Source organism: Rhodococcus sp. WB9, from assembly GCF_007558985.1.
Taxonomy (GTDB): domain Bacteria; phylum Actinomycetota; class Actinomycetes; order Mycobacteriales; family Mycobacteriaceae; genus Rhodococcus_F; species Rhodococcus_F opacus.
On record NZ_CP041769.1, the window covers coordinates 4,846,774 to 4,869,784 of the forward strand.

At 67.5% G+C, this 23,011-nt stretch carries 22 protein-coding genes, 1 tRNA gene, 1 pseudogene and 1 riboswitch; of the genes and pseudogenes, 3 read left to right on the top strand and 21 right to left on the bottom strand.

The genetic code is table 11. The annotated features are described in order from the left end of the window. Positions 1 to 17 precede the first annotated feature (17 nt). From gcvP to FND50_RS22545, 15 genes are all read right to left on the bottom strand, one after another. Positions 18 to 2,870 carry an aminomethyl-transferring glycine dehydrogenase gene (gene gcvP, locus FND50_RS22475; protein ID WP_144287169.1) on the bottom strand — a complete coding sequence of 951 codons (2,853 nt, stop codon included), beginning with the start codon at positions 2,868 to 2,870 and terminating at the stop codon, positions 18 to 20. A 175-nt stretch (positions 2,871 to 3,045) separates the two neighbouring features. After that, positions 3,046 to 3,169: riboswitch (glycine riboswitch) on the bottom strand. Positions 3,170 to 3,238: 69 nt separating this feature from the next. Continuing rightward, positions 3,239 to 3,859 carry a MerR family transcriptional regulator gene (locus FND50_RS22480; RefSeq protein ID WP_005243116.1) on the bottom strand — a complete coding sequence of 207 codons (621 nt, stop codon included), beginning with the start codon at positions 3,857 to 3,859 and terminating at the stop codon, positions 3,239 to 3,241. A gap of 284 nt (positions 3,860 to 4,143) precedes the next feature. Further along, positions 4,144 to 4,617, bottom strand: a complete 474-nt coding sequence (locus FND50_RS22485) for a bifunctional nuclease family protein (protein WP_005264201.1) — start codon at positions 4,615 to 4,617, stop codon at positions 4,144 to 4,146. 142 nt (positions 4,618 to 4,759) lie between these two features. Beyond that, the gene (locus FND50_RS22490) at positions 4,760 to 5,500 is read right to left on the bottom strand and encodes a MerR family transcriptional regulator (RefSeq protein WP_144287170.1); all 741 of its coding nucleotides are present in this window, start codon (positions 5,498 to 5,500) and stop codon (positions 4,760 to 4,762) included. Beyond that, a complete protein-coding gene (garA, locus tag FND50_RS22495) occupies positions 5,497 to 5,997 on the bottom strand; it encodes a glycogen accumulation regulator GarA (RefSeq protein ID WP_005243122.1) in 501 nt (166 codons plus the stop codon). Before garA ends, FND50_RS22490 begins: the two co-directional genes overlap by 4 nt. A gap of 320 nt (positions 5,998 to 6,317) precedes the next feature. After that, a complete protein-coding gene (gcvH, locus tag FND50_RS22500) occupies positions 6,318 to 6,722 on the bottom strand; it encodes a glycine cleavage system protein GcvH (protein ID WP_144287171.1) in 405 nt (134 codons plus the stop codon). A gap of 42 nt (positions 6,723 to 6,764) precedes the next feature. Beyond that, positions 6,765 to 7,511, bottom strand: a complete 747-nt coding sequence (locus tag FND50_RS22505) for a DUF881 domain-containing protein (protein ID WP_144287172.1) — start codon at positions 7,509 to 7,511, stop codon at positions 6,765 to 6,767. A 7-nt stretch (positions 7,512 to 7,518) separates the two neighbouring features. Further along, on the bottom strand, positions 7,519 to 7,881 hold the full coding sequence (locus tag FND50_RS22510; RefSeq protein WP_144287173.1) for a small basic family protein: 363 nt from the start codon (positions 7,879 to 7,881) through the stop codon (positions 7,519 to 7,521). Positions 7,882 to 7,913: 32 nt separating this feature from the next. Beyond that, the gene (locus tag FND50_RS22515; RefSeq protein WP_005264196.1) at positions 7,914 to 8,777 is read right to left on the bottom strand and encodes a DUF881 domain-containing protein; all 864 of its coding nucleotides are present in this window, start codon (positions 8,775 to 8,777) and stop codon (positions 7,914 to 7,916) included. Continuing rightward, a complete protein-coding gene (locus FND50_RS22520; protein WP_005264195.1) occupies positions 8,777 to 9,400 on the bottom strand; it encodes a CDP-alcohol phosphatidyltransferase family protein in 624 nt (207 codons plus the stop codon). Before FND50_RS22520 ends, FND50_RS22515 begins: the two co-directional genes overlap by 1 nt. A 115-nt stretch (positions 9,401 to 9,515) precedes the next feature. Next, positions 9,516 to 10,574: an SMP-30/gluconolactonase/LRE family protein gene (locus FND50_RS22525; RefSeq protein ID WP_144287174.1), complete on the bottom strand. Its 1,059-nt coding sequence runs from the start codon at positions 10,572 to 10,574 to the stop codon at positions 9,516 to 9,518. 40 nt (positions 10,575 to 10,614) lie between these two features. Then, complete coding sequence (locus FND50_RS22530) at positions 10,615 to 11,232, bottom strand: CoA pyrophosphatase (RefSeq protein WP_144287175.1); 618 nt, start codon at positions 11,230 to 11,232, stop codon at positions 10,615 to 10,617. A gap of 72 nt (positions 11,233 to 11,304) precedes the next feature. Continuing rightward, on the bottom strand, positions 11,305 to 12,825 hold the full coding sequence (locus FND50_RS22535; RefSeq protein ID WP_144287176.1) for a long-chain fatty acid--CoA ligase: 1,521 nt from the start codon (positions 12,823 to 12,825) through the stop codon (positions 11,305 to 11,307). 34 nt (positions 12,826 to 12,859) lie between these two features. Beyond that, positions 12,860 to 13,981 (bottom strand): DUF5938 domain-containing protein, encoded by a 1,122-nt coding sequence (locus FND50_RS22540; protein WP_144287177.1) that lies wholly within the window; start codon positions 13,979 to 13,981, stop codon positions 12,860 to 12,862. Positions 13,982 to 14,022: 41 nt separating this feature from the next. Further along, positions 14,023 to 14,826, bottom strand: coding sequence for an SDR family NAD(P)-dependent oxidoreductase (locus FND50_RS22545; RefSeq protein WP_144287178.1), 804 nt, complete (start codon positions 14,824 to 14,826; stop codon positions 14,023 to 14,025). Positions 14,827 to 15,035: 209 nt separating this feature from the next. Here FND50_RS22545 and FND50_RS22550 point away from each other — a divergent pair, with 209 nt between their 5' ends. Beyond that, the gene (locus FND50_RS22550) at positions 15,036 to 15,671 is read left to right on the top strand and encodes a TetR/AcrR family transcriptional regulator (protein WP_005264189.1); all 636 of its coding nucleotides are present in this window, start codon (positions 15,036 to 15,038) and stop codon (positions 15,669 to 15,671) included. Positions 15,672 to 15,677: 6 nt separating this feature from the next. Here the strand turns inward: FND50_RS22550 and FND50_RS22555 are convergent, their stop codons facing one another. Continuing rightward, positions 15,678 to 16,118 (bottom strand): SRPBCC family protein, encoded by a 441-nt coding sequence (locus FND50_RS22555; protein ID WP_144287179.1) that lies wholly within the window; start codon positions 16,116 to 16,118, stop codon positions 15,678 to 15,680. A 145-nt stretch (positions 16,119 to 16,263) separates the two neighbouring features. Here FND50_RS22555 and FND50_RS22560 point away from each other — a divergent pair. Beyond that, positions 16,264 to 17,484 (top strand): annotated as a pseudogene (locus tag FND50_RS22560) (MFS transporter); the annotation flags it as partial. A 266-nt stretch (positions 17,485 to 17,750) separates the two neighbouring features. Here FND50_RS22560 and FND50_RS22565 read toward each other — a convergent pair. After that, on the bottom strand, positions 17,751 to 18,629 hold the full coding sequence (locus FND50_RS22565; protein ID WP_144287180.1) for a sigma-70 family RNA polymerase sigma factor: 879 nt from the start codon (positions 18,627 to 18,629) through the stop codon (positions 17,751 to 17,753). 183 nt (positions 18,630 to 18,812) lie between these two features. On the opposite strand from FND50_RS22565, the gene FND50_RS22570 reads away from it, so the two are divergent. After that, complete coding sequence (locus FND50_RS22570) at positions 18,813 to 19,574, top strand: L,D-transpeptidase family protein (RefSeq protein ID WP_144289140.1); 762 nt, start codon at positions 18,813 to 18,815, stop codon at positions 19,572 to 19,574. Positions 19,575 to 19,667: 93 nt separating this feature from the next. Here FND50_RS22570 and FND50_RS22575 read toward each other — a convergent pair. From FND50_RS22575 to FND50_RS22590, 4 genes are all read right to left on the bottom strand, one after another. Then, positions 19,668 to 19,744, bottom strand: a tRNA-Pro gene (locus FND50_RS22575). A gap of 86 nt (positions 19,745 to 19,830) precedes the next feature. Beyond that, on the bottom strand, positions 19,831 to 21,258 hold the full coding sequence (gene der / locus FND50_RS22580) for a ribosome biogenesis GTPase Der (RefSeq protein WP_037229374.1): 1,428 nt from the start codon (positions 21,256 to 21,258) through the stop codon (positions 19,831 to 19,833). Continuing rightward, positions 21,255 to 21,944, bottom strand: coding sequence for a (d)CMP kinase (gene cmk / locus FND50_RS22585; protein WP_144287181.1), 690 nt, complete (start codon positions 21,942 to 21,944; stop codon positions 21,255 to 21,257). The genes der and cmk overlap by 4 nt, the downstream gene beginning before the upstream one ends. Beyond that, positions 21,941 to 23,002: a pseudouridine synthase gene (locus FND50_RS22590; protein WP_007295576.1), complete on the bottom strand. Its 1,062-nt coding sequence runs from the start codon at positions 23,000 to 23,002 to the stop codon at positions 21,941 to 21,943. The genes cmk and FND50_RS22590 overlap by 4 nt, the downstream gene beginning before the upstream one ends. Between the last annotated feature and the right edge of the window lie 9 nt (positions 23,003 to 23,011).

Genomic DNA, 23,011 nt, shown 5'->3' on the forward strand with positions numbered 1-23,011 from the left:
GCCGGGCATCGTCGGTGTCAGGCGCCTTCGAACGCGGAGATCGGCGGGCAGGAGCACACGAGGTTTCGGTCGCCGTGCGCGCCGTCGATGCGCCGGACCGCCGGCCACACCTTCGGCCGTGCCTTGCCGCGGGGGAACACCGCCGTCTCACGGGTGTAGGGGTGGTTCCACTCCGCTGCGAGGCAACCGGCCGTGTGCGGGGCACCGCGCAACGGGTTGTCATCCACCGGCCACTCCCCCGTACCCACGCGGTCGATCTCGGCGCGGATCGCGATCATCGCCTCGCAGAAGGCGTCGATCTCTTCGAGGTTCTCGCTCTCGGTGGGCTCCACCATCAGGGTGCCCGCCACCGGGAAGCTCATCGTCGGTGCGTGGAAACCGTAGTCGGCGAGGCGCTTTGCGACGTCGTCCACGGTCACACCGGTGTCCTTGGTGATCGGCCGGAGGTCGAGGATGCACTCGTGGGCCACCATTCCCCCCTCGCCGGTGTAGAGGACGGGGAAGTACTCGTCCAGGCGGCGCGCGATGTAGTTGGCCGAGGCGATGGCGGTCAGGCTTGCGCGACGCAGCCCGACGGCGCCCATCATCCGGATGTACGCCCACGTGATCGGGAGGATCGACGCACTGCCGTACGGGGCCGCCGAGATCGGTCCGGCGGTGCCGAGTTCGGGTGCGAGCGGATGGCCGGGCAGGAACGGCGTGAGGTGGGACCGCACACCGATCGGACCGACACCGGGGCCACCGCCACCGTGCGGGATGCAGAACGTCTTGTGCAGGTTGAGGTGGCTCACGTCGCCGCCGAACCGGCCGGGACGGGCCAGGCCGACCAGGGCGTTGAGGTTGGCGCCATCGACGTACACCTGGCCGCCGGCGTCGTGGACGGCAGCGCAGATGTCGGCGATCTCGTGCTCGTACACACCGTGCGTGGACGGGTAGGTGATCATGATCGCGGCGAGACGCTCGGCATGGTCGGCGATCTTCGCCCGCAGGTCGTCCAGGTCCACGTCACCGTTCGGGCGGCACGCGACGACCTCGACGCGCATCCCGGCCATGACCGCGGATGCGGCGTTGGTGCCGTGGGCGCTCGACGGGATGAGGCACGTGTCGCGGTGGTCGTCGCCGCGGCTGAGGTGGTAGTTGCGGATCGCGAGCAACCCCGCGTACTCGCCCTGGCTACCGGCATTCGGCTGCAGGCTGACCGCGTCGTAGCCGGTGACGGCGACGAGCCAGTTCTCGAGGTCCTTGATGATGCGGAGAATTCCCGGTGTGTCCCCGGTCGGCGCGAACGGGTGCAGTCCGGCGAACGCTGGCCAGGTGATCGCCTCCATCTCGGCGGTGGCATTGAGCTTCATCGTGCAGGAACCGAGCGGGATCATGCTGCGGTCGAGTGCGATGTCCTTGTCGGACAACGCCCGCAGGTAGCGCAGCATCGCCGTCTCGGTGCGGTACCGGGTGAACGCCTCGTGCTGCAGGTAGTCGGATCCACGGAGCTGCGAGTCGGGGACGGACGTGCCCGCGTCCTCGGTCACGGCGCCTTCGCCACCGAACGCCGCGAGCACGTGGGCGACGTCGTCGTCGGTGGTAGCTTCGTCGCACGCGATGGCGACGTGATCGGCGTCGACGAGCCGTAGGTTGATCCCCGCGTCCTTCGCCTTCGTCACCACGTCCGCCGCCCGGCCGTCGACTCGCACGAGAATGGTGTCGAAGAAGTGCTCGTGGACGACGACCGCCCCGGTCTTGCGGAGCGCGGCCGCCAGGGAGTGCGCCGTGTTCGCGACGCGCAGGGCGATCGCCTTCAGTCCCTCGGCGCCGTGGTAGCTGGCGTACATGGCCGCCAGAATCGCCAGCAGCACCTGTGCGGTGCAGATGTTCGACGTCGCCTTCTCGCGGCGAATGTGCTGCTCCCGGGTCTGCAGCGCCAGCCGGTACGCCTTGTCACCGTCGGCGTCGACGGAGACGCCCACCAGACGCCCGGGGAGTTGACGTGCGTGCTTGGTGTGCACGGCGAGGTAGCCGGCGTGCGGGCCACCGAAGCCCATGGGGACACCGAACCGCTGGGTGGTGCCGAAGCAGGCGTCGGCCCCGATCTCGCCGGGCGGGGTGAGGAGGGTGAGCGCCAGCAGATCTGCCCCGACGGCGACCAGTGCGCCGCGCTCGTGGGCGGCGGCGATCACATCGGTGTAGTCGACGATGCGGCCGGACCCGCCGGGCATCTGCGCGAGGACGCCGAAGAAGTCACCGTCCGGCAGGCCGGCGGACAGGTCGGCCACCACGATCTCGATGCCGAGCGGCTCGGCCCGGGTCTCGACGACGGCCAGCGTCTGCGGGAACAGGTCGGCGTCGACGACGAACCGCGGGGAGTTGCTCTTGCTCGCGCGGCGCAGCAGTGTCATCGCCTCGGCGGCGGCGGTGGCCTCGTCGAGCATCGACGAGTTGGCGACCTCCATGCCGGTCAGGTCGGCGACCATCGTCTGGAAGTTGAGGAGGGCTTCGAGGCGGCCCTGGCTGATCTCGGGCTGGTACGGCGTGTAGGCCGTGTACCAGGCCGGGTTCTCGATGATGTTCCGGATCAGGACCGGCGGGGTGAGGGTGTCGTAGTAGCCGAGACCGATCATGGACGTCGCCACGGTGTTCTGTGCGGCGAGTGCGGACAGTTCGGCGAGCGCTTCGTGCTCGGACACCGGGGCGGGCAGCGCGTCGAGCCCGTCCGCGATGCCGCCCGTGACCCCGTCCAGGATGACGGCGGGGACGGCCTTCGACGCGAGGTCGTCGAGCGAATCAGCTCCGATTAACTCGAGAATGTGCGCGAGTTCCGCAGCGTTCGGGCCGACATGACGATCGGCGAATGTACGGCTTCCAGCGTCGATCACGACAACTCCCAAGCAGTTCGGAGGATCAGGACACGCTCCGCGTAGCGGAACGTCCCTCCCCCTCTGTCGCCTGCTCGAGTCGAGCGCCTGAGAGATTCGGGTACCGTCGTTCACCTGTGAAGACGGCCCTTTCCCCGTGGGCGGGTGGGTGCTCCCACCGCTTTCCAGAGACGTCGGAGCCCGCACGGTCCTGTCTGCCTGAGAGATTGACGGGGAGGTGTTGCTCCTTCGGCGCCCGAACTCCCGCACACACGATGTTTCTGTGCTTGCAGTGCCCGGAACTCTCCCGCACGGCGTCGACGCACAGCCAGTCTATGTCACGGCTGCAGAGGACGGCGCAGGCAGCGCCGCGCTCCGGTGGATGCGGGCTAGCCCGTCTTGCGGCTCGCGCGGTTCTTGCGCCGCGACGCCAGTTCGTCCTCGGGGCTCTGCTCGCTCGCGCCGCCGTCGGCGCGCTCTGCCGGGAAATCGGCGATGGTGCCGGTCAGTTCGCGCATGGCGCCGCTCACCGCGATACCGAAGACGCCCTGCCCGCCCTGGAGCAGATCGACGACCTCTTCGGGCGAGGTGCACTCGTAGACCGTGGTCCCGTCCGAGAAAAGTGTGATCTTGGCCAAGTCCCGCACTCCGCGCTTACGGAGGTGGTCGACGGCCACGCGGATGTTCTGCAAGGATATTCCGGTGTCGAGCAGACGCTTGACGATCTTGAGGACGAGGATGTCTTTGAACGAGTACAGCCGTTGGCTGCCCGAACCTGCTGCGCCGCGAATGGACGGCACGACGAGGGATGTGCGAGCCCAGTAATCGAGCTGGCGGTAGGTGATTCCCGCGATCTGGCAGGCGATGGGGACGCGGTATCCGACGAGGTCGTCGGGCACGGAATCGTCCGGGAAGAGGCCCGGTTGGATCTCCTCGGAGCTGAATTCGGACTCGGCAACGTTGTCGCCGGGCGCAAGATTCAGCGCATTCTCCTGCGGCCGATCTCCCACTGACTACTCCCTCTCGCATGTTGCACTGAACCCGACGATCAGTGCGCCTGTGACGCGCGTCGCCAGTGTCCGCGGCACAGCCGCAGCACATCGAGCGGCGCAAGCGCCACCAGTGACATCGAGCAAGTCCGTACCCTGAACCTACTCAGCGTACGCCCGATACAATCTGCAGGGCAGATAATCACTGCACCGAACGCTATGACTCCGAAGAGACGGGGTCAACGCAACGCGCCGGAAGAACCTCAACCGTTACTGCGCGCCCGAGGCTCTTCCGCAGATGCAATCTAGCCGTCAGTGGCCTTGAAATCGTCCGGCGACACGGACTCGAGGAATTCTTTGAACTTCTCGACCTCGTCCTCACGCTCGTCGGGCATGACCAGACCGGCCTCCGTGAGTACCGCCTCCTCGGCGAAGATCGGTACCCCGATCCGCAGTGCGATGGCGATGGAGTCGGACGGGCGGGCCGAGACGCGGGTGTTCTGGTCGAACACGAGGTCGGCGTAGAACGTGCCCTCGCGCAGGTCCACGATGCGAACTTCCTTCAGCGTGCGGCCGAAGGCTTCGATCAGGTTCTTGATCAGGTCGTGGGTCAGCGGACGCGCCGGCTCGACGCCCTGCTGTTCGAGTGCGATCGCGGTGGCCTCGGTCTGGCCGATCCAGATGGGCAGGTACCGCTCGCCGTCGGTTTCACGCAACAGCAGAACAGGTTGGTTTTGGGGCTGCTCGACACGAACTCCGATCACGTGCATTTCGCTCATCGCGTCTGCCTCCACCCTGCAATGGTCCGTCCGCGGCACACAATGCCGTACCAGGATTCTATTCGATTCGTGTCTGCTCTTCGACCGTACAGCCGTTCGAGCGCAGCGTCGTTGGGAAGTTGGGACGGTCGGCGAGCTCAGCTCACCGATCGAGCGCACCCCGGACTGCCGACTTCACCAGGCAGGTGTGCAACGTCAGGGACAGGGCGGCCAGTTCGCGCACCATCTCCTCGGCGCGATCACGTGCGCCGGCGTCGCGGCCCTTGGCGACGGGGCCGGCGATCTGCGCGACCAAGCCGGCCTCGCGGTCGGCCGCCAGTTTGAACGCCCTCAGGTGCCGCACCTCGAGTCCGAATTCGGACATCGCCCTCGCGGTGCGCGCGAGGGTCACCGCGTCCTCGTCGAAGAACCCCGCCGGCCCGGGAACGACCAGCCCTCCGCGGGTCAGTTCGCCGAGGTACTTCTCGTCGATTCCCGCCCGGGAGATCAGGTCGTCGCGACTGATCCGCACCTCGCGGTCGGCGCGGAACTCCTCCGGGGACACCTCGCCCGGGGCCACGGTGAGCGCGCGCGGCCGGCGCGGCGACGAATCGCCTGCGCCGACCGTGGCCACACCTCTGTCGATGGCCTCGAGCTGCTCCTTGATGACCTTCAGCGGCAGATACTGATCGCGCTGCGCAGTGAGGACGTAGCGCAGTCGTTCACAGTCGGCGATCGAGAAACGCCGATACCCCGAGGGTGTGCGCTGGGGGCTGATGAGACCCTCGGCTTCGAGGAATCGGATCTTCGAGATCGTCACATCAGGAAAATCGGGGCGCAGTCGATCCAGCACGGAGCCGATCGACATCCCCGATTGCGCCTGCTGCTGCCGCACCGCGGTCATTGGCTACCCGCACCAGCTGACGTCTCACCGATCTGCGAGCCACCGGCCGTGGTCCGGGGTCCGGTCAGGAAGACCAGTCGGAACTTGCCGATCTGGACCTCGTCACCGTTCGCCAGGACAGCCGAGTCGACCGGCTCGCGGTTGACGTAGGTGCCGTTGAGGCTGCCGACGTCGACCACCTGGAACTCGTCGTCCTCCTGGCGGAACTCCGCATGACGACGGCTGACGGTCACGTCGTCGAGGAAGATGTCGCTGTCGGGGTGCCGTCCTGCGGACGTCGTCGGCTGGTCGAGCAGGAAGCGCGACCCAGCGTTCGGTCCACGCTTGACGACGAGCAGAGCAGAGCCTGCGGGCAGTCCCTCCACACCCGACACCGGGGCTTCCGGAGCCTGGGTTGCCGAGGAGCTGTCGAGCTCATTGAGAAAGTCCGCGCGGAAGACCGACGTGGTTTCCGCCGGCGTCTCCCCATAGACCGCGTCGTTGCCGTTCTCGCTCACCGTTTCTCCTCCTAGTTCGATCATCCAGCAAGATTCGCTGGACTACGCAATGCCACTCGGTACTACATAATTCGGTTCCCGTGCACATTAACTTCTGTGCAAACTCCCACGATCACATTCAAACTACGGACCTGCGCCCCGACACGGCACATGCGTTCAACATCGACCGTACCCTGCGCACGCCGGTGCGTGTAGTGAGACAGGCCGCCAGCACATTACGAACCGGTATTCCGACAGCGGATTTCTCCGGCAACCCCGTTTTCCGGGCTGTCGGCATCTTCCGAAACTATCCGATTACCGCCTCGCGTGTTGTCGGGAAATTATCCTGCCGTGATGTCTGCATAGCCGGCGGCGTCCAGCATTTCGGCCAGTGCCGCCTCGAGGGTCGCCTCGTCGTCGACGCCGAGGTCCACCAGCCACCCCTGCCCGTAGGGCGCGGAGTTCACGAGTTCCGGGTTGCCGTCCAGATCGGCATTGGCGGCAACGACTTTCGCCGTCAGCGGGGCGAAGATGTCGGAGACGCTCTTGGTGGATTCCACCTCGCCGAACGATTCGCCCGCCGTCACTGCCTCGTCGACCGCCGGAAGCTGGACGAACACGACGTCGCCGAGCTGGGACTGCGCGAAATCGGTGATGCCGACGCGTACCGTCGTGGGCCCCGTCCGCTCGACCCACTCGTGTTCGGCGGTGTACCGACGATCGGCGGGGATTTCGAGCTCACTCACAGTGGCTTCCTTTCGATGGCAATCCGCGGGCGGATGCGAAGATCAATTTCCGGGCTGAGCGTATTGGCGAGGTTTCGCCTCTCGCAAGGCGGAGATCGTGACCTGCTGCGATTGTTCGATCGTCAGCTGCCCGCCGCTGCGCGCGACCGTGTCGACCACCCCGCCGGGAATGTTCAGGGCCGCCGCCAGAGTGGGCGGATCGCCGATGGCGACCACCCCGTAGGGGGCGTTCACCTTCCGGCCGTCCACCGACACACCGCCGGCCGAACCGGACACCCAGGAGTCGACGCCGATCCGGATGGGCGGGCCGTCCGCCCCCTGGATCTGGACGGCTTCGGCACCGGCGGCACGCAATTCCTGCACGAGGTCGAGCAGAACCTCGGAGCCGACCCCCTGGTTGGGGTCGGTGACGCGCATCGTCACCCCCGGGCCGGTGGCCGGTGCGCTGCCGACCTGGATCGACAGCGCCGTCAGCCGGGCCTGCGCCTCGTCGAGCGCCGCCCCGGAGCTGCCGCTCTGTTGCAACGTTGCCAACGTCTGTTCCAGCGATGCGATCTCCTGCCGCAGGGCCGCCTCCCGTTGGTTCAGCGTGTCCAGGACGACCAGCAGATCCGCGGGGCTCGCCGAGTCGAGGGTGTCGCCGGACCCGGTGTTCTTCACCTGCGTCACGATCGCGATTCCCAGCCCGCCGAGCAGGAGCGCGGCGAGCAGGGCGAAGACGACGTGCGATCGCTGCGACGTCGCCGGTTCGTTCCCGTGGAGTTCGTGTCTGCCCTCGTGTCCGCTCACGTCGCGATCACGCCCCGAACAGACGTCGCCGGAGCGCGGCCGCGTTGCCGAAGATGCGGATGCCCAGCACGACGACGATCGCGGTGGACAGCTGGGTTCCGACACCGAGTTGGTCACCGAGCCACACGATCAGGGCCGCCACCAGGACGTTGAACACGAACGAGACGACGAACACCTTCGAGTCGAAGATCTCGTCGAGGTACGCGCGTAATCCGCCGAACACCGCGTCCAGCGCGGCGACGACGGCGATGGGCAGATAGGGCTGCACGGCGTCGGGCACCTGCGGGCTGAACACCACGCCCAGCGCGATGCCTACGATCAGGGCGAGCACCCCGTAGATCGCAGATCCGCCCTTCAGTGCTGCCTTCATTCGTGTGACGCCTCCATTCGACTCCGCCGTTGTCATCGTGTTCCCACTTCCCGGGCTGCCCGCACTTCCCGCGCCGGGGCGGCGGGCAGGTGGAGATCGTCGGCCTCCGCCACCGCGAAGCCGATGCCGTACAACTGCGCCACGCTGGACATCCTGAGATAGGCGTCGCTCACCACGAATCCGGTCTGCATCGGCCCCTGCGGGCCGATTGCCGAGACCACGTACGGCGAGAACACCGGCTGATTGTCCACGAGCATCGCGCCACCCGCCTGGCGGATCGTCACCGACGGGCCGATCCGCACGTCGCCGACCGCGATGGCCTCGGCTCCGCTCGCCCACAGCGAATTGACCACCGACTGGAGGTCACGGTCGAGCACCACGGCCTTCCCCCCGACACTGCGCTGGGACGAGTCGGACAGGTTGGGCTTGGCCGCGGGGTCCGTCAACGTCACGGTCAGGCCGGGACCGTGCACGGCCTCGACTCCGGCATCTCCCTCGAGTCCGCGAAGCTCATCGAGCAGTGCCGCACCTCGGGCGTCGCCGGCCAGCGCGGTGGCGCGCGCGTCGTCGGTCTGCGTCGACAGCGTGTCCCGGGTGGCGGCGAGGGCGCCTGCCCGATCCTCGGCGTCCTGCACTTTGCTCAGGAGTTCGGACCGCACCTGCTCGGTGCCGGGGATGCGTTCGGTGGCCTGCCGGTAGGCGACCGACAGCACCAGCCCCACGAGCAGCGCGCCGATCGCGATCCACACCTGCTGACCGACCCGCGTCTGTCGTGAATGTCCCTGCTCACGATCCTCGGCCGCACCCTCGTACCCGGGGTCCAGATGATCGTTCATCAGAGACCGCAGCAGGGACGGCACCGGATTCCTGCGAATGCCGGAATCTGTCCGTTTCATCAATGGACCTCGCGTTCCTCGCCGCCCGGTCCTCGCACGGGAACGGTGCGCGCGACGGTCAGCGCGTTCACGGTGTAGAGCAGCCCGGTCCACACGTACAGCACCGTGCCCCAGATCAGGAGCGCAGCGCCGAGCGGCTGCGCCACGGTCGCGATGCTCCAGTCACCGTGCGCCGCGAGGGTCATCGGCAGCGCGAACATCAGCAGGAACGTGGCACCTTTGCCGAGGTACATCACGTCGGGGGGTGGCAGACCGCGCCGTCGGTAGATCAACAGCGTGAGCGCGAGAACGGCGTCGCGGCCGATCAGGATGGCCGCCACCCACCACGGGATGAATCCACGCAGGACGAATGTCACCAGCGTCGTGACGACGTAGAGGCGATCGACGAAGGGGTCGAGCAGCGCGCCCAGCTTCGACGACTGGTCGAGGATCCTCGCCAGCTTGCCGTCGAGCCAGTCGGTGAAGCCGCTGATCATCAGGATCGCGAGCGCCCACCCGTCGGAGTGGGTGACGAGCAGCAGGTACACGAACAGCGGCACGCCGAGGAGTCGAACCACGCTCAGGAGGTTCGGGACGGTCACGATCCGGTCCGACCGCGCAGTGTCCCGGTCCACCGAATTCACCAAAATCTCCCCAGCGTCGAGTGCGGACCTGTCTTCGGGCGCTCGTCGCACCGCTCTCGCCACTCTTCCACAACCGGGTTGGTGTTCAGTCGATCGTCCCGTCCGTCCGACCGTGTCACTCGCCCGGCGCGAGCCCCGGTGGGGGTGGGGCCGGGACGCGTGCGACGGCGTCCGAGGTCAGACTTCCCAGGTACAGCCACCCGTCGTGCTCCCGCACACCTGTGATGGGGGAATAGCTGCCCTTGCCTCCGCGCAGGCTGTGCACGATCTCGCCGCGGTGATCGAGGGCGATCACCCAGCCGGCGTGCTCCGGATTCGGTTGCACCGACTCCGGCAGGTTCGCCGCGACGATGCGCAGCGTGGGGTACGGCGCGAGCAGGTCGAGCAACCGCATCCGCGGACTGTAGAGCGCCACCCAGAACAGGCCGTCAGACGTCTGGGACGTCATGTTGTCCGGTATGCCGGGCAGATTCGCGGCCCACACCGACGTCCTGCCCTGCGACGGGCCGGTCAGGTCGACGCGGGAGATCTGGTACGAGCCGGTCTCGGCGACGAGGACGAACGATTCGTCCGAGGCCAGTCCCACGCCGTTGGCGAACTGCAGTCCCTCGGCCAGGAGGTCGGTCTCCCCCGTCCGCGGGTCCAGACGCAGCAGGCGGCCGGTCCCGCGGTGCTCGAGAAGGTCGTAGCGGTGGTCGGCGATCGTGAAGTGCGCCGAGGAGTCGGTGAAGTACACGATGCCGTCCCGGCCGACCGCCGAGTTGTTGCACGCCACGAGCGGGCGCCCGACCGCGGCGTCGGCGAGCACGTCGATGCGTCCCTTCTCGTCGACTCGCAGCACACCGCGCTCGGCGTCGCAGATCAGGAATCGGCCGTCGTCGAGTATCTCGACCCCGAGGGGCCGACCGTGGGTGTTCGCGAGTTGGGTGGCGTGTCCGCGGCTGTCGAACCGCCAGATCCGGCCGTCGTTGCCTCCGGTGACCACCCGGCCGTCGTGATCGACTGCAACGTCCTCCGGGCCTTCCCCGGTGGGGAGCGTCCAGCGATGCGCGTCGTCGAGCATCCCGTTGGGCGCGAGCACTCCCGTCTGAGGTGGTGGCGGCGGGGCGTGCCAGACGACGGGGTCGACACCGGTGCGGTCGAGCTTGCGGGCGAGAGACTCGAAGAAGGTCACGAACCGTGAGATTAGTCGCCTCCCCCTCGACGTGATCTCGCTAACGCCAGGCGAAGACCGGCTGGTCGAAACCGTCGATCCGGGTGTGCCTGCCGTGCAGCGCGACCTCCCGGAACTGGTACACGACCGCGCCTGTCGGGGCGTGCACGAGGTGACGCCGGAACGGCCATTGGATCACCGGTTTCGACGATTCGGGGATCTCGACGAAGCGCGGCTCCGCGTCGATCTCGGGAACGCCCACCGAGAACACTTCCGCCACTTCCTCGCGATTGGGGACGAGCGACGTGATCGGCTGGTCCGACCACACGACGAACGGTGTGATGACGTACCCGGAGCGGGTGACGTAGTCGTCGAGCCTACCGAGCACCGCGGACGGCTCCACGTCGAGGCCGAGTTCCTCGTGCAGCTCGCGCCGGGCGGCGTCCGCGCCGGTCTCCCCCGGATCCACTCCGCCGCCGGGCAACGCGAACTGCCCAGGGTGCGCGCGCATCTTGCTCGGGCGCATGGTCAGCGGAACGGCCTGACCGTCGGCGCCGTCGTTCATCACGGCGATCACGACCGCCGCGGACCGCCGATTCGTCGGGTCCACGATCCGTGGTTCGAAGCGTGCCAGCGCGTCGGCGAGCCGTCCCCTGCTCAGTGCGTGCCCATTCACCATCACCCGACAGTATCGCCAGTCGCGGCGAAACCCACGCTCCGATCCCCCGCGTTTCGAACCCCGCGCCCGCCGTCAGTCGAGCAGCTGCTGCCTGATCTCGTTCTTGAGGACCTTCCCCAGTGTGGAACGAGGCAGATCGGGCCAGACCAGAATGTCCTTCGGGGTCTTCACGCTGCCGATGCGCGCTTTCACGAACGCCGTGAGTGCGTCGGCCTCGATCGGTGTTCCGGCTCGGGACTGGACGACGGCGACGACACGTTCGCCCCATTTCTCGTCGGGGAGCCCGATCACCCCGCAGTCCTGGATTCCGGGGTACGCCATGAGCGCCTGTTCCACTTCGACGGAATAGACGTTGAATCCGCCGGTGATGATCATGTCCTTGGCGCGGTCGACGATGTACAGGAAGTTGTCCTCGTCGAGGTACCCGATGTCGCCCGTGTGATGCCAACCGTGGGCCGACGCCTCCTGCGTCGCAACGGGATTCTTGTAATACCCCGTCATGACGAGCGAACTGCGCACCACCACTTCGCCGCGCTCACCTGAAGGTAGCAGCGTCCCCTGCCCGTCCATGATCGCGACGGTGACCAGCGGGGAGGGCCTGCCCGCGGAGCTCAGCCGGGCGGTCGCGACCGAACCGTCCGCACAGAAATGGTCTTTCGGCGCCATCGTCGCGATCATCATCGGCGCCTCGCTCTGCCCGAACAGCTGGGCCATCACCGGCCCGATGCGGGTCAGCGCTTCTTCGAGCCGGGTCGGCGAGATCGGCGCCGCGCCGTACCAGAAGCATTGCAGCGAACTCAGGTCCGTCGTCTCCAGGTCTGCGTGGTCCAGCAGCATGTAGATCAGGGTCGGCGGAAGGAAGGTGTGGGTGACCCGGTCCCGGTCGATGTGCGCGAGGAACTGCCCCAGGTCGGGCGCGGGCATGATGACCACCTGCCCGCCGAGGGTGAGGATCGGGAAACACAGGACACCGGCCGCGTGCGTCAACGGCGCGAGGGCGAGGTAGACCGGTCTGCCGTCGAACGGGTAGCTCATCAGGGTCAGCGCAGACATCGTCTCGATGTTCCGGCCGGTGAGCATCACCCCCTTCGGCTTCCCCGTCGTCCCGCCGGTGCCGACGATCAGCGCGAGGTCGTCGACGGGGGCGATGTCGAGCCGTTCGGTGCCCAGCCAGTCGCCGAACGGGTGGGCGTACTCCTCGTCGCCGTCGAGACACACGAGGGTCGTCAGCAGCGGCAACTGCTGCCGGATCCGATCGACCAGGGGCGCGAACGCCTTCTGGAAGATCAGGCAGCGACAGTCGAAAAGGTCGAGCAGGTCCCGATTCTCCGCCGCCTCGTTCCGCAGGTTGATCGGGCACCACACCGCACCCGCCCGGCTGATCCCGAACACGCAGGAGAACGCGGCCGGGTCGTTGCCGGACAGGACGGCCACCTTGTCGCCCGCGCCGATCCCCGACCGTGCCAGCGCGGCCGCGACGCGCCGGCTCAGGTCCTGGACATCGGCGTACGTCAGTGTCCGGTCGCCCATCGTCAGGCACGGCGACGACGGACCGAGCGAGGCACCCTTGTCGAGGTAGTCGGTCAAGCGCATGGTGCGGTCCTCCTCGAAGTCGCGGCCGGGACGGTCAGCTCTGCACGGTGAGAACCGGCTCCATCACGAGACCGAAGCTGCGCAGGACTCCCAGGAGTTCGCGATGCCCGAACGCCTGGCACGCCGACGCGAGACCGGTTCGCTTCGGGGGTTGCTGCAACAGGGAGTACGCGGCGTACGCCTGCAGGAGCCCCGTCTGCTTGTAATTGCAGTTTCCGTGGATGACGCAGTGCGCCCGACCCAGCGGGCCCGACGCGTACACGGAGTCGAGCGACGTGTTGACGCGCGGGTTCTCCCTCGGCGGCATTCCCGCCTGCACGGAACCGGCGATCTCCGCGAGCGCCGCGTCCTGCTCGTCCGCGGGAAGGGTCTTGATCTGCTCCTCGACCATCTTCTGCGTCGCGACGACACCCTCCATCACGGAACGGTCGAACACGCCGCCGGCCGCCTTCACGTTCGCGACCCGCGGATCGTCCTTGAACCACACGGGATGACAGGTGCCGCCCCACGGCAGCGCGAGGGCCATCTGGTGCTGTCCTGGCACCACGACCTCGAATGTGGTACCAGGGTCCCACTTCTGGTATCGGTTCTGTTCCAGGTAGTACCAGTCGGCCTTGAGGATCGTGAAGATCGTCTGCGTGGACGCGTAGGTGGGAAAACCCTTCCACAACACCAGGATGTCGAGAGTGTCCAACCCCGGCGTCTCCAGCGCGATGTTCGCGGCGATCTCACCCGTGGTGTACATCTGCGCGACGCCCGGAGACAACAGCAGCCCCTTCTCCGCGAACTTGTCGCCGAACTTCGCCTGCACGTCCAGAACCCAGTCCTGCTCACCGGTCGTGTCGGTGTAGTGACAACCCGCGGCAAGAGCCGCCTCGACGACGACGGCACCGTGCTTGATGAACGGGCCGACCATGTTGCTGACAACCCGTGCACCGCTGAACAGTTCGGTCAGCGCCGGGACGGTGTGCTCCACCTCGACAACCTCGTGGTCGACGGTGTCCAGCCCGGGAATGCGGTCGAGCACTTCCCGGATCCGCTTCTTGTCCCGTCCCGCAGCGATGAACGGAATGTTGAACTCGCGCAAGTATTCACACACGAGCCGCCCGGTGTAACCGGAGACTCCGTAGACGATGACGGGCTTCTTGTCGGTCATGACGCGCCTTTCAGAATGGGAGAAAAGTCCGGGGAGATCGGTTACATGCCCATGCCACCGTCAACCGGCAGGCCGATCCCGGTGACGAAGCGAGCGGCGTCGGAGGCCAGGAAGACGACGGTGTCGGCGATGTCCGCGACCTCGCCGAGCCTCCCGAGCGGAGTCAGGTCGATCACGTCGGCGACCGCGGCGTCGGCGCTGGGCCACAGCCCGAGCCTCTCCATGTCGGCAGCCAGCCCGAGTCCCATCTCCGTGGCGACCAGCCCGGGGTACACGCAGTTCACGCGGACGCCGTACCCCAGCTTGCCGGCCTCCTGGGCCGCGACCCTGGTCAGCCGGTCGACGGCCGACTTGGTGGCGGAGTACCCGGCGATGCCCGGGAACGGGATCGTCGCGGCCACCGAGGAGACGTTGACGATCGCCCCGCCCGCTCCCGCCGCGCCTCCGGGACGCATGGCGCGCAGACCGTGTTTCAGGCCGAGTGCGACACCGAGAATGTTGACGTCGCACATCCGGCGAATGTCGGCGGGGTCGATGTCGACCACGAGGGACGAGATCTCGATGCCCGCGTTGTTGACGAGGAGGTCGAATCCGCCGAGTTGCTCCACGGTCGCAGCGACGGCACGCTCCCAGTTGCCGTCGTCGGTGACGTCGAGTTTCACGAATCCGGTGGCGGCACCCGACTTCCCGACGGAGTCGGCAGTCGCGCGACCTTCCTCCTCGAGGACGTCGCCGATCACGACCGCCGCACCGGCGTCGGCGAGGGCGGCAGCCATACCGGCGCCCAGCCCCTTCGCACCACCGGTGACCAGCGCTTTCCGTCCTGCAAGATCACTCACGCTCATTCCGACCTGCCTTCGTACGAGACGATTCGCGGAAACCACGTCACGAGATCGAGTCCGCAATGTGGTGTGGATCACAGAGTATTCGAGTTTGGACGACTGTCAAGAATTCTCTTGACGACTGTCAAGTTTTTGTTACACAGTCGTCAAGGAACGCGGGCTAGACTGATGCACACCGTGCTGGACCATGTGAGCCGAACAGGAAGAATGCCGTGACACCCGTCGCCGAGAAGAACGCCGATCGGGTCTCGCGCCGCCAGGTCGACAAATTCGCCGAGCGCCGGGATCAGCTCGCCGAGGCCGCGTTGCAGACGCTCTCGGAACTCGGCTACGCCCGCACCAGCCTCCGGGAGATCGCCCAGAACTCCGAGTTCTCCCACGGCGTCCTGCACTACTACTTCAGCGACAAGGTCGATCTGATCACGCACTGCGTGCGGCACTACAAGGCCCGGTGCGTCACGCGATACGACGGCGTGGTCGCCACAGCGCACACTCCCGAGGAGTTGAAGGCAGGATTCGGCCGGGTGCTGGTGGATTCGCTCCGCGACGAGGCCACCATGCATCGCCTCTGGTACGACCTGCGCTCGCAGTCGCTGTTCGAGGAGTCGTTCCGCGCAGACGTCGCGGCGATCGACAAGAGTCTCGAAAACATGATCTGGCGCATCGTGTCCCGGTACGCGGAATTGGCGGGGCGCACGATCACCATCGCCCCGGCCACCATGTACGCGGTCTTCGACGGACTGTTCCAGCAGAGCCTCGCACGGCATCTGTCGGGCGACGACACCGCGGCGGACAGCCTCGCGGACAACGTCGATCAGGTACTGGCGCTCGTCATTCCGGCACGGTAGGGCAGGTCATCTTTCCGCGGCGGCCTTGATCCGCTGTGCGAAAGCGGGTGCGTCCTTCCGGGCCGCTCGAAGGGCGAGAGGTGCGATCAGCTTTCCGATTCCGTGACCCTCCAGCACGTTGAAGATCGTCACCTTGGTGCCTGCGCCCGAGGGTTCGAGGTCGTAACCACCCTCTTTCGCGGTGACGGAATTCTTCGAACGCTCCGCCCAGCGAATCTTCCGTGGCACCTCGAATTCGGTGATCTCGAACTCCCGCTTCGTGGTCATCCCGGCGTCCTTGACGGTGCTGACGAAGATAGTGCCGACGCCCGGCGGACCGTCCGTCTTCTTCACGATCTCCTGCACCCGGGGACTGAAGTCCCGGTCGTTGACCCCGGCGGCGAGGTACTCGAACACTTCCTCGATGGGGCGATTGATCACAACAGTGCCTTCGAACCGTCCAGCCATGCCAGCCTCCCGTTTCCGTGACCTGCCGGGTTCCGACAGTACGCGCGACGCAGTCGCGGCGCGGTCACATCGCCGCCGGGCCGTCGGTCATAGAGGTGACGGCGCGCAACGCGGCGCCCCCCGCAAGGACCAGGAAGGCTTCGACATGGACATCTCGGTCAGCGACACCTCCCAGGCCGGGCGATCGACCCCGGCACGCCCGTTTCTCTCCACCGCCCGCGGCACACTCACGCTGACGCTGTTGTGCGCCGTGGCATTTCTCGACTTCGTCGACGCATCCATCGTCAACATCGCCCTGCCCGACATGCGCAGCGACCTGGACATCTCGGTTCAGGAACTGCAATGGGTACCGAGCGCATACCTCCTCACCTACGGCGGATTCATGCTGCTCGGCGGCCGCCTGGCCGACCTGCTCGGTCGCCGTCGCGTGCTCGTCACCGGCACCGTCGTGATCGGGCTGTCGTCGCTGATCGGCGGGTTCGCCGGAAGCGCGGAAGTCCTGATCGGGGCGCGACTCGCGCAGGGTGTCGGTGCGGCACTGATGCTTCCGGCCGCGCTGTCGATTCTGACGACGACGTTCGAGGAGGGCCCCGAGCGGCATACCGCGCTCGGCGTCTGGGCCGGGGTGGGTGGTCTCGCTTCCGCCGTCGGTGTCTTTCTCGGCGGCGTTCTCACCGAGGGGCCGGGCTGGCGATGGGTGCTGTTCGTCAACCCTGTCGCGTGCGCGCTCGTGCTTCCGGCGGTCTTCGCGCTCATTCCCGGCGACCGGCGCCGCGCCCGGTTCGCGAACTTCGACGTCGCGGGCAGTGTGCTCGGCACCGGCGGGATGCTGTTGCTCGTTTACGCCCTGGTGAAGGCACCCGACCAGGGCTGGGGCAGCGCCCGCACGATCGCCGGGTTCGCCGGTGCATTCGTGCTGATCGTGGCGTTCGTGATCAACGAGCAGCGCAGCCCGCACCCCCTGCTGCCGCTGTCGATCTTCCGTGTCAAGGGTCTGGCAGCCGCGAATGCCACGGGGCTGATCGCCTTTGCGGGTCTCATCGCGATGTTCTTCTTCCTGACTCTCTATATGCAGAACGTTCTCGGCTACTCCCCCATCCAGACCGGTGCGGCCTACCTCCCGCTCTGCCTGGGTGTCGGTGTCGCCGCCGGGATTTCGTCCCAGGTGCTCACCCGGACCGGAACCCGTCCCGTCGTCGTCGCGGGAGCGCTGGTGGCCTCGATGGGCCTCTACCTGCTGTCCCGGATCCCCGTCGACGGCTCCTATCTCAGCGATCTACTGCCCGGACTGATGATCGTGTCGTTCGGTCTCGGCGCCGTCTTCGTCGGCGTCACGACCGCAGCCAACGCCGGTGTGCCTGCCGGCGAGGCAGGGCTCGCGGCAGCATTGCTGAACGCCTCACAGCAAGTCGGCAGCGCACTCGGTCTCGCGATCTTCGCCGCGATCGCCACGTCACATTCACAGCATCTGCTCGCAGCCAATTCGCCTGTGCCCGAGGCACTCACCCTCGGCTTCCAGCGGGCGCTGCTGACCGGCAGCATCTTCCTCGTCGCCGCGGCCCTGATCGGCCTGCGCACCGGCAACGCTCACGGAGACGCCGAGCAACGCACGAACTGACCCCGGTGGGCTCGTCAATCGAGGTTCTCGACGACGAGCCCGGCGAGGCGCTCGCGGTCGGCGAGGATGTCGATCTCGACGATCTTCCCGCGCCGGATCGTGACGCCGATGACCGACAGCAGCTGCCCGTCGGAGATCGCGACCACTCCGGCGGCACCGTTGACGAGTGCCGGATGCGCGAATCGAGCCAGCCGGGCGAACCCGAGGACCCGGCCCGCGACCGTCTCCGAGCCGCGCACCATCGTGGACGCTCCCGCCGGCAACGCTCCGGTATCGGCGCGGAGCACGACATCCGGATCGAGCACGGCCACGAGCGCGTCGAAGTCGCCGCTCCTCGCGGCCGCCAGGAACGCGTCGACGACCACACGCTGGCGGACCGGATCGGTGTCGGGAACGGGGGCTCCCTGCAGACGCCGGCGTGCGCGGCTGGCCAGTTGCCGGGCGGCCGCCGGGGTTCGCTCCACGATCGGGGCGATGTCCTCGAAGGGCACCGCGAACATGTCGTGCAGCACGAATGCCAGTCGCTCCGCAGGAGTGAGCGTGCCGAGGACCACGAGCAGCGCGAGACCGACCGAATCGGCGAGCACCGCCTCGTGTTCGGGGTCACTGCCGTCCGCCCGGGTCACGATCGGGTCGGGCACTGCCGCATCCAGGGGATCTTCCCGCCGTGACCTGCGGGACTGCAGCATGTTCAGGCACACCCGTGCCACTACCGTCGTCAGCCAGCCGCCCAGGTTCTCGACGGTGCCGGCGTCGGTGCGGCTCAGTCGCAGCCAGGATTCCTGCACGGCGTCCTCGGCCTCGCCGATCGAGCCGAGCATCCGGTAGGCCACCGCCCGCAGGTGTGTGCGATGGGCCTCGAACTGCTGCGCCAGCATGTCGTTCTCGTTCATCGGTCACGTCCTTCCGTCGCGGTCTGTCAACTGTGTGACCGGCGAAACGCGGCCGATGTGACGGCGGATGCGTCATCCGTCGTCCTGTGATGCGCGTACTGCATCCAGTTTCCCTGGTTCCGCTGTCCGATATCGCCGTGGTTAACTGAAATGACGCTCACAGTCTCTGAAGGGCTGGACGGCATGTGGAAAGCACAGCAGGTCGGACGTCTGTTTCTCGTCTCGGTGCTCGCGGCTCTGGCCGTGTGCGGAGTGAGCGCCACCGCGTCGGCGCATTCCCCGACAGTGAGGGGGAAGGTCGTCGCGCCGACTTTCTCCCCCGCGAGCGGGCAGGTCGTCGGCATCGCGCATCCTGTCGTCGTCCGGTTCGCGTCACCGGTGCCCGATCGCGCGCTCGCCGAGCGTGGTGTCCAGATCACCCCCTCGAAACCCGTGCCCGGGCAGTTCTCCTGGATCGACGACCGCACCGTGCAGTGGACCCCGGACCACTTCTGGCCGGCCGACACCCGGGTGACCGTCGAGGCGGCGGGCGCGAGGTCGCAGTTCCAGGTCGGTGACGCACTCGTCGCCGTCGCGAACACGACGACGCACCAGTTCACGGTCAGCATCAACGATCAAGTCGTGCAGACCATGCCTGCGTCGATGGGCAAACCCGGATACGAGACACCGCTCGGGACGTTCCCCGTCATCGAGCAGTTCCGCGACATGATCATGGATTCGTCGACGTACGGCGTCCCGATCGATGACGAGGAGGGCTACCGCCTCTACGTCGAGTACGCCACCCGCATCACGTGGGGCGGGATCTTCGTGCATGCCGCACCATGGTCGGTGAACTCGCAGGGCGTCGAGAACGTCAGCCACGGCTGCATCAACCTCAGCACCGAGAACGCACGGTGGTTCTACGACAACGCCAAGATCGGCGATCCGGTCATCGTCACGGATTGAGTCCCGCACGGTGTCGGAGACACCCGAATTCGCGGGGCCGGAGACAAGAAAAGGCGGTTTCCCGTTTCCGGGAAACCGCCTTCGCTGATCATCTGGTCGGGCTGACAGGATTTGAACCTGCGACCACTTGACCCCCAGTCAAGTGCGCTACCAAGCTGCGCCACAGCCCGTCCACACCCTCGTTCAGGTGCTCGATGAGATTACATCAGGGGCAGTCCGTAACGCTAATCGCCTGGTCGGAGCGCATTCTGTCGGATCAACGACTTCGCCGCTCACGCTTTTCCCGCACCCGCACCGAGATGCGGACGGGGCTGCCGTCGAAATTGAACTCCTCGCGCAGACGCCGCTCCAGGAACCGGCGGTAGCCCGCTTCCAGGAACCCCGTCGTGAACAGCACGAACGTCGGCGGACGTGTTCCGGCCTGCGTGGCGAACATCACGCGAGGCAGCCGGCCACCGCGCATCGGCGGCGGCGTCGCGGCGACGACTTCCTTGAGCCAGGTATTGAGCCGGCCCGTGGGAATGCGCTTGTCCCAGGACTCCAGTGCGGTGTCCAGGGCGGGGACGAGCTTCTGCACCGCGCGCCCCGTCTGCGCCGAGATGTTGACGCGCTGCGCCCACGGCACCCGCACCAGGTCCCGATCGACTTCCCGGTCGAGCTGGAGGCGCCGGTCCTCGTCGACGAGATCCCACTTGTTGAACGCGATGACGAGGGCCCGGCCGGCGTCCGCCACCATGCTCAGCACGCGCAGGTCCTGCTCCGAGATCGGCTCGGATGCGTCGATCAGCAGAATCGCGACCTCGGCGGCCTCGATGGCGCTCTTCGTCCGCAGCGATGCGTAGAACTCGGCGCCGCTGGCGTGGCTGACCCGCTTGCGGAGACCGGCGGTGTCGACGAATCGCCACGGCCTGCCGCCGAGCTCCACGATCGAGTCGACCGGATCGACGGTGGTGCCCGCGACGTTGTGGACCACCGAACGCTCGTCGCCCGACAGCTTGTTCAGCAGGCTCGACTTCCCGACGTTCGGCTTCCCGACCAGAGCCACGCGTCGCGGCCCGCCGCCAGGAATGCCTTCACGCGGGGTCTCCGGGAGTGCGGCGAGCACCTCGTCGAGGAGATCGCCGGTACCGCGGCCGTGCGTGGCGCTCACCGAGTGCGGCTGTCCGAGACCGAGCGACCACAGTGCGGCCACCTCGGATTCGGTGCGGCCGTCGTCCACCTTGTTGGCCACCAGCAGAACCGGGGTCTTGGACCGGCGCAGCACCTTGGCCACGGCCTCGTCCGTCGCGGTGGCGCCGACGACGGCGTCGACGACGAGGAGGATCGCGTCCGCGGTCTGCATCGCCAGTTCCGCCTGCCGGGCCACCGATTGCTGCAGGCCCTTGGCGTCGGGTTCCCAGCCGCCGGTGTCCTGCACCATGAAGCGGCGGCCACTCCAGTTCGCCTCGTACGAGACGCGGTCCCGGGTGACACCGGGAATGTCCTCGACCACGGCCTCGCGTCGGCCGATGATCCGGTTGACGAGCGTCGACTTGCCGACGTTCGGGCGCCCGACCACTGCGAGGGTGGGAACCGGGACGTGGGACTCTCCGTCGCCGCCGTCTTCGAGGTCCAGGACCTCCCAGTCGGATTCTTCGCTCCAGGTGCCGTCGCCTGCGAACTCGGTGGTGAATTGTTCGGTCACTGCCCTGCTCCAGTTCTTTCGCTTACCACCAGCAGCAACCTGCCGATCACGTCGTCGATTCCGAGTTCGCTGGTGTCGACCAGCACGGAATCGTCGGCCGGCCGCAGCGGCGACACGGCGCGCGTGGAGTCGAGGTGGTCACGACGCTGCACGTCGGCCAGCACGGCCGCGTAGTCGTCGCCTCGTCCGTCCGCGAGATTCTGCGCATTCCTGCGCTGGGCCCGGGCTTCCGCCGAGGCGGTCAGGTAGATCTTCACGTCGGCGTCCGGGATCACGACGGTGCCGATGTCCCGGCCCTCGACGACGATCCGTTCGGCCTCACCCGCGAGACGGCGCTGCGCCGCGACGAGCAGTTCACGCACGGCGGGAACGGCGGAGACCGCCGAGACGGCCTTGGTCACCGCGTCGCCGCGGATCTCCTCCCCCACGTCCTCCCCATCGAGCAGGACCTGCTCGCCCGATGGGTCGGTGCCGATCGACCACGGCAGACCGGCGGTCGCGTCGGCGATCGCTGCGGGATCGGAGAGGTCCACGCCCTTGCGCAGCGCATGCAGCGTCGCGATCCGGTACATGGCGCCGGTGTCGAGGTACCGGGCATCGAGCCGCTGCGCGAGCATCCGCGAGACGCTCGACTTCCCGGTTCCGGACGGGCCGTCCATCGCGACGACCAGCGACGACGTACTCACAGGCCCACCGCCCCGTAGAGACCGCCGACCTCGCCTCGACCGAGTACGCGGAGCGTGCCGGGACGCTGGTCGCCGAGAGCGACGGCGCCGATGTCCGTCCGGACGAGCCGGATGACGGGGTGTCCCACGGCCTCGAACAGGCGGCGCACGATGTGCTTGCGGCCTTCGTGCAGGGTGACGCGGACGAGGGACTTGCCCTCGTTGATGTCGAGGAGCGTGAACGTGTCGACCTTCGCCGGTCCGTCGTCGAGCTCGACACCCTCCTTGAGCTTCTTGCCGACACCGCGTTCGAGGGCACCCGACACGGTCGCCAGGTATGTCTTCGACACCTCGAAGGACGGGTGCATCAGCCGGTGCGCCAGGTCACCGTCGTTGGTGAGCAGCAGCAGTCCCTCGGTGTCGGCGTCCAGTCGACCGACGTGGAACAACCGCTGACCTGCGGCGACCCGCTCGGAGACGATGTCGCCGACGCACGGGCGACCCAGATCGTCCGACATCGTCGACTGCCAGCCGCGGGGCTTGTTCAGCGCGAGGTGGACCAGGTCCTTCTGCACCACGACGCGGACCCCGTCCACGCGCACCACCGCGTTCTCGGGGTCGATGCGCAGGCCCTGCTCGATGACGATGCGGCCGTCGACCTCGACGCGACCCTGCGAGATCAGTTCCTCGGCCGCACGGCGCGACGCGACGCCGGCCTGGGCGAGAACCTTCTGCAGTCGCATGCCGTCGCCCTGCGGCGGGCCGACGGGCCGATCGGCGGCGTCGGCGTACTGGTGCCGGGCCGGCTTGGCGTTGCTGATCTTGGGCGCGTGGGCCTGGGCGCGCTGCGGCTTGGCCGACTTGGGCTTGCCGCGCTTGTTCTTCGCAGCCGCGGAGTCGGGCCTGCCCGACTTGCCCTTGACGGCGTCCGACCTGGTCGGACGCCGATCGGTCTCGGAGCGGCTCGGTCGCCCTCCGGCCTCCGACCTGTCCGAGCGACCCCCGGTCTCCGACCTGGTGGGGCGCTGCTTCTTGTTGTTGCGATCCGGTGTGCCATCTCGGCGAGCGGGTTTCTTCACTTTTGTACT